The 15,610-nt window shown below is 66.4% G+C and carries 16 protein-coding genes; 3 read left to right on the forward strand and 13 right to left on the reverse strand.

The features are described from left to right. The first annotated feature begins 156 nt into the window (after positions 1 to 156). Entirely contained in the window at positions 157 to 873 is a 717-nt protein-coding gene (locus AAF604_13345) for a carboxypeptidase regulatory-like domain-containing protein (GenBank protein ID MEM7050644.1), read from the forward strand. Between the two features lie 388 nt (positions 874 to 1,261). Here the strand turns inward: AAF604_13345 and rpsT are convergent, their stop codons facing one another. The 8 genes from rpsT to AAF604_13385 all read right to left on the reverse strand — a co-directional run bounded on the left by rpsT (position 1,262) and on the right by AAF604_13385 (position 7,689). Continuing rightward, positions 1,262 to 1,531 (reverse strand): 30S ribosomal protein S20, encoded by a 270-nt coding sequence (gene rpsT, locus AAF604_13350; protein ID MEM7050645.1) that lies wholly within the window; start codon positions 1,529 to 1,531, stop codon positions 1,262 to 1,264. A 109-nt stretch (positions 1,532 to 1,640) separates the two neighbouring features. Beyond that, complete coding sequence (ybgF, locus tag AAF604_13355; protein ID MEM7050646.1) at positions 1,641 to 2,462, reverse strand: tol-pal system protein YbgF; 822 nt, start codon at positions 2,460 to 2,462, stop codon at positions 1,641 to 1,643. A 17-nt stretch (positions 2,463 to 2,479) separates the two neighbouring features. Then, positions 2,480 to 3,049, reverse strand: a complete 570-nt coding sequence (pal, locus tag AAF604_13360; GenBank protein ID MEM7050647.1) for a peptidoglycan-associated lipoprotein Pal — start codon at positions 3,047 to 3,049, stop codon at positions 2,480 to 2,482. 141 nt (positions 3,050 to 3,190) lie between these two features. Continuing rightward, the gene (locus AAF604_13365; GenBank protein ID MEM7050648.1) at positions 3,191 to 4,534 is read right to left on the reverse strand and encodes a hypothetical protein; all 1,344 of its coding nucleotides are present in this window, start codon (positions 4,532 to 4,534) and stop codon (positions 3,191 to 3,193) included. A gap of 87 nt (positions 4,535 to 4,621) precedes the next feature. Continuing rightward, positions 4,622 to 5,392 carry a TonB family protein gene (locus tag AAF604_13370; protein ID MEM7050649.1) on the reverse strand — a complete coding sequence of 257 codons (771 nt, stop codon included), beginning with the start codon at positions 5,390 to 5,392 and terminating at the stop codon, positions 4,622 to 4,624. Continuing rightward, a complete protein-coding gene (tolR, locus tag AAF604_13375; GenBank protein MEM7050650.1) occupies positions 5,389 to 5,820 on the reverse strand; it encodes a protein TolR in 432 nt (143 codons plus the stop codon). Before tolR ends, AAF604_13370 begins: the two co-directional genes overlap by 4 nt. Positions 5,821 to 5,830: 10 nt before the next feature. Beyond that, the gene (locus tag AAF604_13380) at positions 5,831 to 6,556 is read right to left on the reverse strand and encodes a MotA/TolQ/ExbB proton channel family protein (protein MEM7050651.1); all 726 of its coding nucleotides are present in this window, start codon (positions 6,554 to 6,556) and stop codon (positions 5,831 to 5,833) included. 320 nt (positions 6,557 to 6,876) lie between these two features. Then, positions 6,877 to 7,689 carry an LOG family protein gene (locus tag AAF604_13385; protein ID MEM7050652.1) on the reverse strand — a complete coding sequence of 271 codons (813 nt, stop codon included), beginning with the start codon at positions 7,687 to 7,689 and terminating at the stop codon, positions 6,877 to 6,879. A gap of 237 nt (positions 7,690 to 7,926) precedes the next feature. Between AAF604_13385 and AAF604_13390 the strand changes: the two genes are divergently transcribed. Together AAF604_13390 and AAF604_13395 are read left to right on the forward strand one after the other, a co-directional pair. Beyond that, positions 7,927 to 8,715, forward strand: coding sequence for an electron transfer flavoprotein subunit beta/FixA family protein (locus AAF604_13390; protein MEM7050653.1), 789 nt, complete (start codon positions 7,927 to 7,929; stop codon positions 8,713 to 8,715). Next, on the forward strand, positions 8,715 to 9,695 hold the full coding sequence (locus tag AAF604_13395; GenBank protein MEM7050654.1) for an electron transfer flavoprotein subunit alpha/FixB family protein: 981 nt from the start codon (positions 8,715 to 8,717) through the stop codon (positions 9,693 to 9,695). Before AAF604_13390 ends, AAF604_13395 begins: the two co-directional genes overlap by 1 nt. 98 nt (positions 9,696 to 9,793) lie before the next feature. On the opposite strand, the gene AAF604_13400 is transcribed toward AAF604_13395, so the two are convergent. The 5 genes from AAF604_13400 to AAF604_13420 all read right to left on the reverse strand — a co-directional run bounded on the left by AAF604_13400 (position 9,794) and on the right by AAF604_13420 (position 15,528). Next, entirely contained in the window at positions 9,794 to 11,311 is a 1,518-nt protein-coding gene (locus AAF604_13400; protein ID MEM7050655.1) for a hypothetical protein, read from the reverse strand. Between the two features lie 332 nt (positions 11,312 to 11,643). Beyond that, complete coding sequence (locus AAF604_13405) at positions 11,644 to 13,155, reverse strand: hypothetical protein (protein ID MEM7050656.1); 1,512 nt, start codon at positions 13,153 to 13,155, stop codon at positions 11,644 to 11,646. A gap of 131 nt (positions 13,156 to 13,286) precedes the next feature. Next, positions 13,287 to 14,225 (reverse strand): UDP-N-acetylmuramate dehydrogenase, encoded by a 939-nt coding sequence (gene murB, locus AAF604_13410; protein MEM7050657.1) that lies wholly within the window; start codon positions 14,223 to 14,225, stop codon positions 13,287 to 13,289. 31 nt (positions 14,226 to 14,256) lie between these two features. Beyond that, complete coding sequence (gene rpiB / locus AAF604_13415) at positions 14,257 to 14,688, reverse strand: ribose 5-phosphate isomerase B (protein ID MEM7050658.1); 432 nt, start codon at positions 14,686 to 14,688, stop codon at positions 14,257 to 14,259. 57 nt (positions 14,689 to 14,745) lie between these two features. Continuing rightward, a complete protein-coding gene (locus AAF604_13420; GenBank protein MEM7050659.1) occupies positions 14,746 to 15,528 on the reverse strand; it encodes an RNA methyltransferase in 783 nt (260 codons plus the stop codon). Positions 15,529 to 15,610: the final 82 nt, after the last annotated feature.

A 15,610-nucleotide genomic window follows, 5' to 3' on the forward strand; every position in this document is an offset into this window, starting at 1 on the left:
CGCAAGGGGCCCTGATGTCGAGTGCTAGGAGGCTGCCCGGGCGCGCCGGGATGGAACTGCCGCATTCTACGCTCGAAAAGACAGCGACTCAAGATCGATCGGGCAGTATAATCGCCCCACCCGCGAGTGATCGGCGGGCGCCCACGGAAGCCCGCGATGCTGCCTTTTCTGCGCCTTCTCTTACCTCTTGCCGTGCTCGCCTGCGGCGCCTCCCCACCGCCGCCGGAAGAGCCCGTCGAGATCGCCCCGACACGCCTTCGCGGACAAGCTCTCTTCACCGGTGAGGCGCGACCGAGCGCGACCGAGATCGGCCGCATCGACCCCACCTGCGCCGCCCTCCAGGAGGCGGCTTCGGAGACCATCGAAGACGGCCTCGAGCGGGTCTTCGTCTACCTCGCCGATCCACCCCCGTCGGCGGTTCCTGGACCGCCTCCCAGGGAAGCCCTCACCATCACCGCCAAGCGTTGCCAATACGAGCCCGCCGTCGTCGGCCTCCGTGTCGGCCAGCGGGTGGTGCTCGAGAACGGCGACCCCACCCTGCACCAGCCGGTCACCGCCCAACCCGACGGCAACGAGCTGCGTCTCGAGCAGCCCTTCGAAGGCATGCGGTCCGAGCTGAGATTCGATCGACCGCGCTTGATGGCCGAGGTGAGCTGCGCCTCCCATCCCTGGATGAAGGCCCACCTGGGAGTTCTCGACCACCCCTGGTTCGCCGTCACCGACGCCGCCGGCGGCTTCGAGATCCCTGCCCCACCAACCGGCGACCACACCCTGATCGCATGGCACCCGGAGCTCGGCGAGCGCCGCGCCGCCGTCACCGTGACGGCGGGCCTCGCCACCGAAGTCGTGCTCGACTTCGCAGCCGCCCCCTGAGACCGCAGGCATTTTCGGCAGCCTGCTAGCAGGTTGCTGAAAAACTCGTCGGCAACCTGCGACCGGGCCCGCGTGGGCCCGGCGGCGGCAAGAGCCGCCGAGGTCGGGGGTGAGGCCGCACGACATGTGCGTGCGGCCGAGGGGGGCGCCTCTCGCCCCCCTGAGACAAACAGCTAGCAGCGTTGGAAATGTCGCGAAGCGGACTTTTTCAACAGCCTGCTAGCAGGCTGCTGAAAGAGTCGCGTGGCGACTTATTCAGCGCCTGCTGGCTGATTTCAAGGATGCTGGCAGGCCAGGTTCCGCGCTGAGCCGGCCGGAGAGATTCTTTCGGACATGAAAAAGCACCCTCCGGAAGAGGGTGCTCGACCATCGACAGAGAGGCCCGAAGCTACGCTTTGGCGAGCGCGGCGACGGCCTTCGACAGGCGGGACTTGTAGCGTGCCGCCGTATTGCGATGGATGACGCCCTTGCGAGCGGTGGTGTCGATCAGGCTGAGGGTCGAGCCCAGCAGCTCCTGAGCCTTGGCGCCGTCCTCGCTGTCGACGGCCGACCGCAAATTGCGGATGGCGTGCCGCATGCGGCTGCGGTTGGAGCGGTTGCGGTCGCGACGCTCGAGGTTCTGACGGTGCCGCTTTTCGGCAGACTTGTTGTTGGCCATTCTCGTTACTCTCCTGGGGCGGCTCGAACCGATCGGATCGAGGTCCGCTGCACACAAAAAAGCCGCCGCGGATCCAGTGCGGCCGGCCTGCGATTTTTACCACAGAGATCTAGCGGGATTCAACTCCCACTTCGCGCAGGCGCTGGCGCGCCAGATTGGCTTCGTCGCTGTTGGGGTAGCGCTGGACCACCGTCCGGAGCTGGCGCACGCCATCGGCGCGTTCGCCGAGCTGCAAGTGGGCATAGCCCTTCTTGAGTACCGCGCTGGGCAGCTTGTCGCTGCGCGGGAAACGCCGCAAGACGTCGTCGAACTGGCGAATCGCCTGGCGATATTGACCCTGACGGTAATGACACTCACCGATCCAGTAGACCGCGTTGTCAGCCAGGTCGGTTTCCGGAAACGCCTGCAGATACTCGCCGAAGCCCTGCACGGCGAGATCGTAGTTACCGCGCAGATAGTCGTTGTAGGACGACTGGTAGAGGATCTGCGGATCAGCGGTGACGGGCGCTGCGGCGGTGCCGGGATTGGTGACTTCGGTCTCGTCACCTTCCACCGGCGCCGGGACCGGTGCCGGAACGCGGAAGGTCTTGAGCTCCTGATTGGTCGAAGCAATCTGCTGGGAAAGCTGCGACAACCGATAGTTGGTGTCCTCGAGATTGGCCTGCAGCTGCTCGATCTGGGTCGAGAGCTCCTGCAGCTTCACCTGCATGTCGGCCTCGGACTTGAGGAGGGTCTCCATCTGGCGGGTGACCTCGACCTCGATGCTGCTGACCTCTTCCTTGCTCGGCGCCTGCGCCTGAGCCTGCAAGATCTGACTCTGGATGTCGTTGAGCTGGCTCTGGATGGTCTCGATGTCGGAGGTCGAGACACAGGCCGACGACCACCCCGCGAGGAGGAGGACGCCGGCCGTGGCAAAGAAACGCTGGCGCATGTCGAGTCGGGTGGAGTCTAGCGGCGGCCGACGACCACGAAGTGGGCGCGCCGGTTGCGCTGCCAGCAGGCCTCGTCCGATTCGGTGCAGAAAGGACGCTCTTCACCGTAGCTCACGATCGACATGCTGTCCGCCGGAACTCGCAGGCTGGTGATGTAGTCCTTGGCGGTGTTGCCGCGCCGCTGACCGAGGGCCAGGTTGTACTCGTTGGTTCCGCGCTCGTCACAGTGGCCCTCGATGCGGAACACGAGGTCCGCGTTCTCGCGCATGAAGGCGGCGTTCTTGGCCAAGCGCTCACGGGCCTCGTCGCGCAGCTCCGACTGGTCGAAATCAAAATATACGTCGGCGATCAGCTCGCGCTCCTTGAGGTACTCGTTGAGCTCGACGAGATCCGTCGGCAGAGTGTCCTCCTGAACGTCTTCGACCACCTCTTGCCGCGGCGGCTCGACCTCGACCGCGGGCTCCTCGACCGGCGTCGTCTCGACCTCCAGCACCTCGTCCGGTGTCTCGGGCGGCTTCTTCGGGCAGCCATAGAACATCGGCAGGATCAATAGCATCACCACGCACACCAACCACTTGCGGCTCATCCTGAGTCTCTCCTCAAATCGAATCGATCGCCTGGTCCGAAATTGTCTTCGCGCTGCCTAGAAGGCGGCCAAACTGTAGCAGAAGAAGCTGCCTGCTTTCAAGGACTTTGGCGTCATTGCGGAGGCCGTCACGACGCCTCCTCAGGGATAGTAGCCGGACCATGCCGGGGATTCGTTCCGGCCCTCGGCGGTGACCTGACGCAGGTCGCTGCCGTCGTCCGCCGACATCACCCAGATCTGCTTGCTGCCGGAGCGGTTCGAGGCGAAGGCGATCCAGCGACCGTCGGGCGAGAAGGTGGGCGATTCGTGACTGCCGGCACCGCGGGTCAGCACCTTGCTCTCGAGGGTCACGATGTCGGTCACCACGATCTCGAATTTGCCGCCGATGCGGCTGGCGTAGGCGAGCTTGTCGCCTTCCGGGCTCCAGGCGGCGCCGTCGTTGTAGGTGCCACCGCGGCTGATTCGCCGAACGTTGGTGCCCTCCGTGTCCATCACGTAGATGTGGGGATTGCCGGAGCGGCTCGAGGTAAAGGCGATCTCGCTTCCCTTGGGGCTCCACGCCGGGTTGGTGTCGATGGCGCGGGAATGGGTCAGGCGGCTGAGATTGCCACCGGCGACGTCGGCGACGAAGATCTCCGAGTTGGCACCCAGGGCGCGCGAGAAGGCCATCCGCCGGCCGTTTGGTGCCACCGATGGGGAGATGTTCTGCTCGCCGTCCGTAATGCATTGATTCTTCTGGCCATTCGAGAGATCGGCCCGGTAGATGCCGGGACTGCCACCGACGAAGGAGGTGTAGACCAGGGAGCCGTTGCCGGGGAGCCAGTCCGGGGACATGGAGGTCGACTTGTGGCCCGTGATCGGTCGCTGGTCGGCGCCGTCGTAGTCCATCAGGTAGATCTCCTTGCGACCGCCGCGATCGGAGGTGAAGGCGATGGTGGTGAGGGCGATGCCGCGCCGGCCCGCCAGGTGAGCGATCACCTCGTCGGCGAAGATGTGGGCGATGCGGCGCATGGCGGCGGCGGAGCCCTTGTAGCGTTTCCCGAGGATCGCTTGACCGGCATTGAGATCGTAGAGGCGACCCTCGAACACCACCTTGGCGCCTTCGCCGCGGACGCTGGCCAGCAGGACGAGCTCATTGCCGAGGGAGCGGTAGAGCTCGAAGTCGCGACCGCGCTCGCCGGTCAAAGCGATCACCGCGAGCTCGGTCGGTCCCTGGACCTCCACCACCCGGCTGAGGGCGAGATCGTTGCGCAAGGTGGTTTCGAGCACGTCCGCCGCCCGGCGGGTGCTGGCGGTGAGCTGGGCCCGCCCCTCGACCTCGGGAAAGGCCAGGCGGTAGAGGCCGCGCTGGTTGCCCTCCAGAATGAGGGTGACGTCCTGGCCGTCCTCCGGAAGCCCCGGCGGCGGGTCTTGAGCCGCGGCGGCCAAGGGGATGAGGGCGGCCAGGATGCCGATCAGGAGGTGAGCGGTAAGGCGCAGTTTCATGCCGGGTCTCCTTGGGGAGATGAGGTTGGCTGATCGGAAGAATCGGAGTGCCGACTCGGGGGCACTGGCGAACGCTGCGGATTCGGTCTATCGAATGACAAGGTTCACCCCCAAGGAGTCACTGCGGTAGCCCGCCGGCAGGGGCGGAAAGGGCGCGGCGTTCTGGACCGCTCGCAGGCCGGCGAGATCGAAGCTACTCGAGCCGGAGCTCTCCACCACCTCGAGATTCTCGAGGCGGCCGTCCCGACGGATTCGGAAGTGCACCAAGGCTTCCACCGGCTGACCGGTCGACGGGCGTCGCCACTGGGCCTCGATCAGCAGCAGCATGCGGTCGAGGTAGTAGCTATAGGTGAACGATGGGTTGTCGACGGTCGCGACATTGGCCCCCAGCGTCGCCGAGGTGCCCAGCGGATTACCCCGTGCAGAGCCCTGACGATCGACCGGCGCCGGCGGTGGCGCCGGTTGCGGCTTGGGTGGGGCGGCGGTCGGCTGTTGGGGTGCCGGTTGTCGCGGCGGCGGCTGAGGCGCAGGCTGAGGGGCAGGCTCCTCGGCGACCGGCTCGACCTCCGGTTCCGGGGGAGGGGCCTTGGGCTGTGGGCGCTCGGGCGCCTTCGGAGGCGGCTTGGGCTGTGGCTTGGCGACCTCACTGCCGAGGGCGCGGGCCGGGACCAGTCGGACCGGGACGAACTCGAGCGGGCGGCGAGGCTCTCCGTCGAGGAGTGGAGCGATCAGCGCCAGGGCGACGATCAACAGGTGGATTCCGAGGGCCCAGCCGATGGCCGAGCGCGGCAGGCGGCCGGAATCGCGCGCCTGCCGCCGGCTGAGCACCGCACCGACGGTCGGAATCGGGGTGGTCACCGTGATCTCCGGTTGCGCCGCTCCGTTTCCGTCACCAGGCCGACCTGGGTGATGCCGCCCTTCTGAAGAATGTCGAGGAGCTCGACCATCTTGCCGTAGGGGATCTCGCGATCACCCTTGAGAAAGACCGCATCGTCATCGCGCCCTTCGAGGATCGGCGTCAGGCGTTCAACGAGCTGTGACGGGTGGACCGGCGTCTCGCGCAGGTAGACGATGCCGTCTCGGTTGACGGAGATCACCAGGGGGTCCTGCTTGCGCATCGGCAGAGCACGCTGATCGGCTTTGGGCAGGTCGACCTCGATCCCCTGATGCAGCATCGGTGCGGCGATCATGAAGACGATCAGCAAGACGAGCATGACGTCGACCAGGGGGGTGACGTTGATGTCCGCCAGCACGGAGTCGTCGGAATCGCCGAGCTTGAAGGCCATGGGCTCGTCCTCAGGTGAAGTTGCGCTCGGCGAGGTTGAGGAACTCGAGGGCGAAGTCCTCGAGCTTGAGGCGCAGCCGTCGCAGCCGGTTGGCGAAGTAGTTGTAGGCCACCAGGGCCGGGATCGCGGCGCCCAGGCCAGCCGCCGTGTTGACCAGCGCCTCGGCGATGCCCGGGGCGACCACCGCCAGCGAGGTCGAGCCGGTGAGACCGATGTCCTGGAAGGCGATCATGATGCCGTAGACGGTCCCGAAGAGGCCGATGAAGGGGGTGGCGGCGGCGGTGGTGGCGAGCAGACTGGTCCAGCGACTGAAGGACTGCAGCTCGACGTTGACCGCTCGTTGCAGGCTGCGCTCGAGGGCGGGCAGGGAGCGCAGCCGCAGGGCTCCGCCGTCGGCTTGCTTGATCTGCGCGTCGATCTCGGCGTGTCCGGTCTGGAACAGACCGACCAGGGGCGAAGCCGCCAGGTTGCCGGTGGCCGAAGAGACCTCGCTGAAGCGGCGGCTCTTGCGGAAGATCTGTAGAAAGGACTCGCTTTGGCGGTCGGCGCGTTGAAACTGAAAGGCCTTCGCCACCACCACGGCCCAGGAAAGCAGGGAAAAAATCACCAGCACCAGGAAGACTCCCTTGGCCATCCATCCGGCTTCCAGGAAGGTCTCGAAGATGGTCGGTCCGGCAATCTCCTCGCTCCCGAGGGCAGGCACGGTGAGAAACGGCAAATGGGCAGAGATATTCAACTTAGGTCGCTCTCCTGAAACGAAATCGTGCGGACGATAGCAGGGGTGCGCCGTCTGTCCAAGCGCGGTTCTGCCGTCTTGGCACTCTTCCCGAGAAGCTTCGCTATTGAGACGTGCCGATACGTCCCGAAGTTCCCGCAGGGTTGATCGAAGCCGTCATCGCCGTCGAAGAATGCAAGGTGTGGACCAGAGTTGAGTTCAGCCACGGCGCGGTGGTCACCGCGGTCTCCCGATCGGCGGCCAAGGCCGCCAGTGCCGCTCGCGCAGGATGGAGGGCGCGCGGGTGCGCCCCCCGGGGTGCCACTGCGGTCGATCCGGCGTCAGGGCCGCAGGTCGCGAGCCGGCGGTTTGGGGAAGGTGACGGAGCGCGGCGAGACGATGGTGCCGTGGCGCTCGATGAATCGGCGGCGAGCGTCGCGCACGATCTCGATGGCCTCATCCGTATCGCGCACCCAGTGCACCTTGCGGAGGTCGCCGGCAGACGCCAGGTTGCGGGCGACGATGTCTCGCTGCACCCACTCCCGGAGGCCGCTCCACATCGGTCCGACGAAGATCAGCTCGCGGTCGTCTTCGAGCAGCCCGACCTGGAGGAGCTGCCAGACCATCAGGGCCTCGAGAGTGGTCCCGAGGCCGCCATCGACCACCACGTAGGCATGGCTCATGCGGATGAAGTGGTGGAGTCGGGAGAAGAACGTCTTGTGCTCCTCGACCTCGTCGAGGAAGGGGTTTGGCTGTTCCTCGAAGGGCAACAGGATGGTGAGGCCGAAGGAGCGCGTCTTGAGGGCGGCGGAGCCGGCTCGGCCGCCCTCGTTGGCGGCGCGCATCAGGCCCGGTCCGCCACCGGTGACGATGTCGCAACCGGCGAGGGAGAGGTTTTTGGCGAGCTGTCGCACCTCGGCGTACTGCGGGTCGGTGCGCTCGAGGCGGCTCGATCCGAAGATGGCGACACGGAAGAAGCGCCGCTCGATGGGGGCGCGCTGATCGAGCCAGGAGATCAGCTCGTAGAGGGCGAGAATGGTGCGATCGAAGAGCCGCAACAGACGTTGCCGGGCACGGCGGCGCAGGCGGCCCCAGCGGCTTTCCGGCAGTGGCGAGGGAGGGTTGGGGAAGAGTGCTCGATGCTGTGCGTTCATAGTCCTCTATCGGAATAGGACGGCTCGCTTCCCCGGATCGGATTGCTCACGGTGCCCGTCGACGCCCGCGGACGGCGCTCTGCGGCACTGCGATGGCAGCTCCCACCATGCTAGACTGGAGTCGCTTCGGCGCCCGCCGAACCGACTTATTCCACGACGCCTGAGGACCGTAACGGACTCCATCACCAGGCCCCAGGCTCGTCCCCATACGAAATCCGCGGAGCAAGGGAGAAGCGAATGCGCGTTGCGGTATGTATCAAACAGGTACCGGACACGGAGGCTCGACTGAGAGTCGCCAAGGACGGTCGCTGGCTGGACGAGGAAGATCTGCCGTTCATCATCAACGAGAGCGACGAGTACGCACTGGAAGAAGGCTTGCGAATCGCCGAGGCTTCCGGTGGCGAGGTGGTGGTGATCAGCCTGGGACCGGCGCGCGTCAAGGAAGCGCTGCGCAAGGGACTGGCCCTGGGGGCGGCGCGCGCCGTGCACCTCGAGGACGAGGCCTTCTCGGGCGGTGACGCTCTTGCCACCGGCCGTGCCCTGGCGGCCGCCGTCGCCAAGGAAGAGTGTGAGCTGGTGCTCACCGGTTCGCAGTCCGACGACGTCGGCTTCGGCTCGACGGGCTCGGTCCTCGCCGGCTTCCTCGGCTGGCCCCACGCCTGGCTGGTGATGGGGGTCGAGATCGAAGACGGGACGGCCAAGGTCACCCGCGAGATGGAGAGTGGCAAGAACGAGATCTCTCGCTTGCCTCTGCCGGCGGTGTTCGAAGTTCAGGCCGGCATCAATCACCCGCGCTACGCCTCCTTGAAGGGCATCATGAAGGCCAAGCGCAAGCCCATCGACACCCTCGCGCCGGCCGATCTCGGCCTCAGTCCAGAGGACGTGGGGCAAGCTGGATCGCGCCTCGAGATCGTTTCCGTCGCCTTCCCGGATAGCGGTGCCGGGGCCCAGATCATCGAAGGTGAGCCGGAGCAGGCGAGTCGCGAGCTGGTCGACAAGCTGCGCCAGGAAGCGAGGGTTTTGTAATGAGCCGTGTCTGGATCGTTCCGGAGCACAACGGAGAGCGCCTGACGCGGCCCGGTCGCGAGGCGCTGGTTGCCGGCCAGCGGCTGGCGGCCGATCTCGGGGTCAAGGCGGAAGTCCTGTTGCTGGGGGCCGACGTCTCGGCCGTCGCCAATCACCTGGCCGCCTCGGCGGACCTGGCGGGAGTTCACACGGCACAGCACGAGGCGCTCGCCGTCTACACGCCGGGGGCCTACTGCGATGCCCTGGCGCCGGCCATCGAGGCGGCGTCGCCAGCGTTCGTGGTGTTTGCCCACAACTATCAAACGGTGGACTACTTCGCTCGTCTCGCCCAGCGCCTCGGCGCCGGCCTGCTGCCGGAGGTGACGGCGTGGGAGCAGGACGGCGAGGGCTTCCTCTGGAGCCGCCCGATCTTGGCCGGCAAGATGACGTCCAAGGTGCGCATGCGCGGTACCGGGACGGTGCTGCTGTCGGTGCAGTCGGGTGCCTTCTCGGGCGATGCCCTGGCGGCCGGCAGTGCTCCCGTCGAGGCTCTGGCCCTGGGCGAGGTGACCGCCGACCGGGAGATCTTGTCGATCGAGGATGCCGGCGGCAACGAGGTCGATCTGACCAAGGCCGATGTGATCATCGCCGTCGGACGAGGCGTCGGTGGCGAGGACAAGCTCGGTCCGATTCACGAGCTGGCCGAGGTGCTGGGCGCCGACATCGGCGCCAGCCGTCCGGTGATCGACAGCGGTTGGCTGCCGCGGGACCGTCAGATCGGTTCCTCCGGCCAGACGGTGAGCCCCAAGCTGTACATCGCCGTTGGAATCTCGGGGGCGATTCAGCACGCTGTGGGGATGAAGGGATCGTCCTGCGTGGTGGCGATCAACAAGGATTCGGGGGCACCCATCTTCGGCATGTCCCAGTACGGCATCGTCGGGGACCTGCACGAGGTCTTGCCGGCGCTGACGGCGGCGATTCGCGAGTCGCGGGAAGGCTGACGGCCTCCCCGGCGCGAGCCACGGCCTTCACCGATGGATTGAAACGCCCGCTCCCTTCGGAGCGGGCGTTTCTTTTTCTGCCCGGTCCCAGGTTGGATTCAGAATGTCGCCGCGCTCCACTCGTCGAGGTCACCGCTCTCGAAGCTACTGGCGAAGATGGTTGCGGGCAGAATCGCGTCGGTGAGCTCGTGAACGTCGAGGATCGAAGAGCCGGCGCGGTAGAGATACTTGCCGGCGAAGATCGCGTCGGTGGGCTCAAAGTGATTCGAGCCGCTGGGATGACAGGCGTAGTACCAGCTCCAGTAGCCGACGGTGGTGCCGACGACGCTGGTGGTGGGTTGGCCGAGATTGCCGTTGTTGGGGTTGCCGCCGAGGACGTCTCGAGGCACGCCCGACGGCAGGTCCGAGACATCGAACAGCCATTCCGCCTGCAGGCCGCTCAAGGAGTGGCCGTTGCGCCGGCCGAAGTAGACGAAGGGCTTGCCCTGGCTCTCGGAATAGGTGACGGTGGCGATGGTCTGGTCGTCGATGTTGGCGAGGGGGAATCTGTAGAGGGGCGTCGACGGGAGGCTGCAAGGGCCGCTCAGGGCGCAGCTGACGTCGTAGATCACCCCGAAGTCGGGATAGCGCAGGGTGGTGGCCAGAAAGAGGCGACCGGCGCGCATCCAGAGGGCCGAGCCATGCACCTTCCGGTTCGCCAGAGCGGTCATCCGGAGCGCGGGGCGAGCTGGCTCCGAGACGTTCCAGATCTCGAGGCCGTTGCCCCCCCAGTAGCCGCCGCTGAAGACGATGAGGTGGCCGGAGGCGTCATCGCCGGTGCCATCGACGTGGTTCAAAGGGGCATCGCTGAGCTTGCCGAGGAAGACGCCGTTGCAGGCCGGATTGACGGTTCCGGGGCGCCGCTCGACGCAGGGCCCCGAACCGCCGACTTCGAGGGCGCGGCTCAAGTCGTAGATCCACAGACCTGATCCCGGATGATTCAGGGCGGCGAGAAAGCCATAGTGGCGTCCAGCGATTGTCGTGGCGTAGACCTCCTCGCCGAACTTCGAGCCGCTGACTCCTCCGTCCTGGTAGACGATGCGGGGCGAGAACTTGTTGTTGGTGTCCCACACCACCATACCGATAGCGCTCTGGCCGGTCAGGGTGAGGAGGTTCGAGTTGCCCGGCGGGGCGTCGACGTCTTTGACTTGATGAGTGTGGTGGCCGGCTTCGAACAGACTCGGGATGGCGGCGGTGGAGATGTTGGAGGTGCGGTCCGGCGAGCGGGGATTCGCCAAAGACCAGATCTGGAGGCCCTTGTTGATGCCCGCGAACAGCCAGCCGTCCTCGATGTCGAGGGATTGCCAGAAGGGGTTGTTGAGGCCGTAGGAGCCGTTGCGGATGTTCCAGGTGGTGTCGCGGCTCTCTTGCCCGGCAAAGGTGCCGCTGGGCAGGCCGTCGACGTCGACCGGCTGGAGGCGGCCCCAGAGGGACGAGGGAACGTGGTCGGAGGGTGACTTGCAGGGGTTGAAGCCGCAGCCTACGGGCGTGGAGCAGGTGGCGGCGGTGGCGATGCCTGGGGCTGTCGAGAAGGCGATGAGGATGGCAAACAGGCGGCGGACGAGGGTCATCGGCATCACGACCTCCCAAGGATTATGAGAATCGGCAACTGAATGGTCATGTTTTTACAGCATTTATTCCTATGTCGTCAAGGCCTATTTGATGGTAAGAAGATTCGGACTGAGCCGCGCTCTCGGGTGAAGCTCTGCCGAGGGCGCCTCGCGTTGGGCGAGGACGGAGGGGCCGGGGCTACTGCGGCCGCGGGACGACTCGATCGCCCAGAAGCCGCCCCTGGCTCGCCTCGGGCCGATTTTGGATCAGCCGAGGCCGGCGGGAAGAAGCTGGCGCGGGAGGTTGGCGGGGCGAGGTCTCCGGGACGTGCTCTCGGAGACCCGTCGGGAGATTCAGATCACTGCGCGGAAGAGGTCCACTCGGTCAGGTTGCCGGTCTCGAAGCCGCTGTCGAAGATGCTTGGAGAGACCACTACATCCTGGAGCTCGTGGACGTCGAACAGGGAAGAGCCGGCGCGGTAGAAGTACTCGCCGTTGAACATGCCGTCGGTGGGCTCGAAGAAGTTGGAGCCGGTGGGATGGCAGGAGTAATACCAGCTCCAGTAGCCGACGGTGGTGCCGGAGACGGTCATCGTGGGCTGGCCGAGATTGCCGTTGTTCGGATCGCCGCCGGTGATCTCCACCGGGTCGGCGGCGGGCAGGCCCGAGGCATCGAACAGCCATTCCGATTGCAGCCCGCTCAAGCTGTAGCCGCTCCGGCGGCCGAAGAACACGAAGGGCTTGCCGTTGCTCTCGGAGGCGGTGACGGTGGCGATGGTGAGGGCCGAGTAGTTGGCCAGCGGGAAGGAGTAGAGGGGCGAGCTCGGCAGAGTACAGGCCCCCGTCAGCAGGCAACTGACGTCGTAGATCAACCCTTCATCACGAAAGCGAACGGCGAGGGCGAGGTAGAGCTTGTCCTCGTGCAGCCAGAGGGCTCCGCCGTGGACCTTGTCCGAGGACAGACCGGTCATCACCGACTGCGGCTGATCGGGATCGGAGACGTTCCAGATTTCGAAACCGGTGCCGCCGGCGAGGCCGCCGCTGAAGACGACGAAGTGGCCGTCGGTGTCGTTGCCGGCGCCATCGACGTGGCTCATGGGGGCGTTCGAGAGCTTGGCCTTGAAGACGCCGTTGCAGTTCGAGTTGGTGATCGTCGGGCGCTGCTCGATACAGACCCCGGAGCCGAGGCCGAGGGCCCGGCTGACGTCGTACATCCACAGGCCGGCCCCGTCGAAGCGAGCGGCTGCCAGGAAGCCGTAGACGGTACCGTTGATGGTGGTGGCGTAAACCTCCTCGCCGTACTTTTCGTTGGACTGGCCGCCGTCCTGGTAGACGATGCGTGGCGAGTTCTTGTTGCTGGTATCCCAAATCACCATGCCCATGGAGCCGCCGCCGGTCATCGTGACGACATTGGAGTTGCCGGCCGGGGCGTCGACGTCCTTGATCAGGAAGTACTCGTGGGGGTCCGAGAACAGGCTCGGGATGGCGCTCGACGAGACGTTGCCGGCGCGGTTCGGAGAGCGCGGGTTGGACAACGACCAGGTTTGGAATCCGAGATTGACGCCGGCGAAGAGCCAGCCATCCTCGATATCCATCGACTGCCAGTAGGGCTTGCTCAGGGAGTAGGCGCCGTTGCGATCATTCCAGGTGGTGTCGCGGCTTTCGATGGTGGATGACGTCCCGGTGGGGAGGCCGAGGGCGTCGACCGGCTCGAGGCGGGTCCAGAGATCCGGGGCGACGGCATCGGAGGGCGTCTGGCAGGCGTTGAAGCCGCAGCTCACGCTCGAGGAGCAGGCGGCGGCCCAGGCGGAGGCGGTGCCGAGCAGTAAAGAGAGGAGAAAGAAAAACAGCGGCAAACGGAGGGATCGCATACGAGGCAGGTCTCCTGGGCAGATCGAAATCGAATTCAAAGCGTTTGGCATGGCCGAAAGCCTGCCAAACTTACAATATGCAATTGTACCATAACAGGCGCCAGCTCTTCGCTGGAGAGGAGATGGGCCCCTCAGAACTCGCCCACGAAAGAGATTTCCGGCTCGAGGATGTATCCGGTTCTATCGGCCACCACCTGGATGGCGTGATCGATCACCTGGCGTACATCCCGAGCCCGGGCCCCTCCGAGGTTGATGACGATGTTGGCGTGGCGGTGACTGATCTGAGCACCGCCGATGGTGAAGCCCTTGAGCCCGGCTTCGTCGATCAAGCGGCCGGCACCAATGCCTTCGATCTTCTTGAAGATCGATCCGGCGCTGGGCTCACGATCGAGGGGCGGGTGGCGCTGGCGCCGCCAGTCGAGATTCTCGGCCATCACCCGCCGCAGTCGGGCCTCGTCAGCGGGCTCGAGGCCGAAGGTCGCGGCCAGGACGATGTCGTCCCGGTCGTGCAGGATGGAGTAGTCGTAGCCGAACTCGAAGTAATCGGCGTCGACGGTGCGGCGTTCGCCGTCGGCAGCGAGAATCTCGGCCTGGGTCAGGACCTCGGCGATGAACATCGTTCGTTCGCGCTCGGGAGCTGGCGAAAGGAAGTGAAGATTTTGCCAAAGGGCTCCGCCGACGCTCGAGGGAATGCCGACGTAGTGCTCGAGGCCCGAGAGGCCGGCCCCGACGGCGGTCTCGATCACCGTCGGATACATGGTGGCGCCGCTCTCCGCCCAGAGCGTTTTTCGTGACCCGTCGAGCTCGAGGCGGGCGGCCCGATTGTGGATGACCAGGCCGCGGAAGCCCCGGTCGCCAACCAGGATGTTGGCGCCGCTGCCGAGCAGGAAGTACGGCGTCTCGGTATTGCGGGCGGCGCTCACGGCGCGGACCAGCTCGTCCCTCGAGTCGGCGCGGTAGAAGAGGTCCGCCGGGCCTCCGATGCCGAAGGTGGTCCAGGGCCCCAGGGGGTGATCGCGGTCCAGGCAGCTCGCGGCGAGCTGCTCGACGACGGGGTAGGGGGCGGTCACGGCGCTCGGCTCGGGACGCTGGCCGGTTGGCTCAGGGCTGGTCGAGGAGAGCGATCCGACGCACGTGACGGCCGCCCTCGAAGGGTGTCTCGAGCCAGATGGAGACGATTTCGAGGGCGGTATCGAGGGACATCATGCGCTCGCCGAGGGAGAGGGCGTTGGCGTCGTTGTGCTCGCGCGCCAGGCGCGCCGAATCGGCGTTCCAGCACAGGGCGCAGCGCACGCCGACGACGCGATTGGCGGCCATCGCCTCACCATTGCCGGAGCCCCCGAGGACGATGGCGCGATCGCACTCGCCGCGGGCCACGGCTTCGGCCGCCGGCCGCACGAAGAGCGGATAGTCGGTGGATTCGGTCGAGTCGGTCCCGAAGTCGACCGCCTCGTGGCCCTGCTGCTGCAGGTGGCGTTTGATCTCTTCTTTATAGCGGTAGCCGGCATGGTCACAGCCGAGGGCGATCTTCATCGGTGGCAATCCTCGCGCAGGGCGTCGGTTGGGGGGAGAGGGTCGGGAAAGCTCATTCTATCGGGAGTCGGAGGGCTGATCGAGGGCCTTGCCGGCCGACCGATGCCGCCATTCGAACAGGGCGAGGGCGGCGGCGACGGTGGCGTTGAGGGATTCGACCGGAGCCGCCAGGGGAATGGTCAGGGAGCGGCGGGCGACGGCGGCGACGGCCGGCGACAGCCCTGGCCCTTCGGCGCCCAGGGCGAGCACCGCGGGACGCGGTAGGGAGGCCCGGTAGAGGCTGTCGCCGCCGCGCGGCTGCAGGCTGAACCAGGGGACCTCGGGGCCGAGGTGTCGGCGAGTCGCCTCGACCTCCGCGAGGCGCGCGGTGGGCAGCCGCAAAAGACTGCCGGCGGAAGCGCGCAATGCCCGTGGGTGATTCGGGTGAGCAGTCCCGATGGCCAGGAACAGGCCGGCGACGCCGGCGGCCTCGGCCACCCGTGCCAGGGCGCCGAGATTGCCCGGATCCTGGAGCCCGTCGACGTAGAGATAGAGGCCGTCGGGAACCTTCGGGACGGTGGCCCGGGGCAGGCGGGCGACGGCGAGGAGACCGCGCGGGCTGTCGGTGTCGGCGAGCTCGTCGAGGAGGCGGCCGTCGACCAGCGTCGGCGCTCGGTCGGCCGGTGGCTGCCAGGAGCCGGCGGTGAGCATTTCGGGAGTGATGAAGATCTCTTCGATGGTGCAGCCGCTGGCGAGGGCCTCGTCGATCAGGCGCGGGCCTTCGAGCAGCGCCCGGTCATCTTTACATCGTCGCAGGCGCCGAATATCCTTCAGCTTTGCATTGTGGCGGCTGGTGATCATGACCCTCTCCGACAATCTAATCGGGTGGCGGGAACGCGCCGACCGAGCGGCAGCTTAGCAGTGCCGATCGGAAGGTCGCGAG

Source organism: Acidobacteriota bacterium (genome assembly GCA_039028635.1).
GTDB lineage: Bacteria > Acidobacteriota > Thermoanaerobaculia > Multivoradales > JBCCEF01 > JBCCEF01.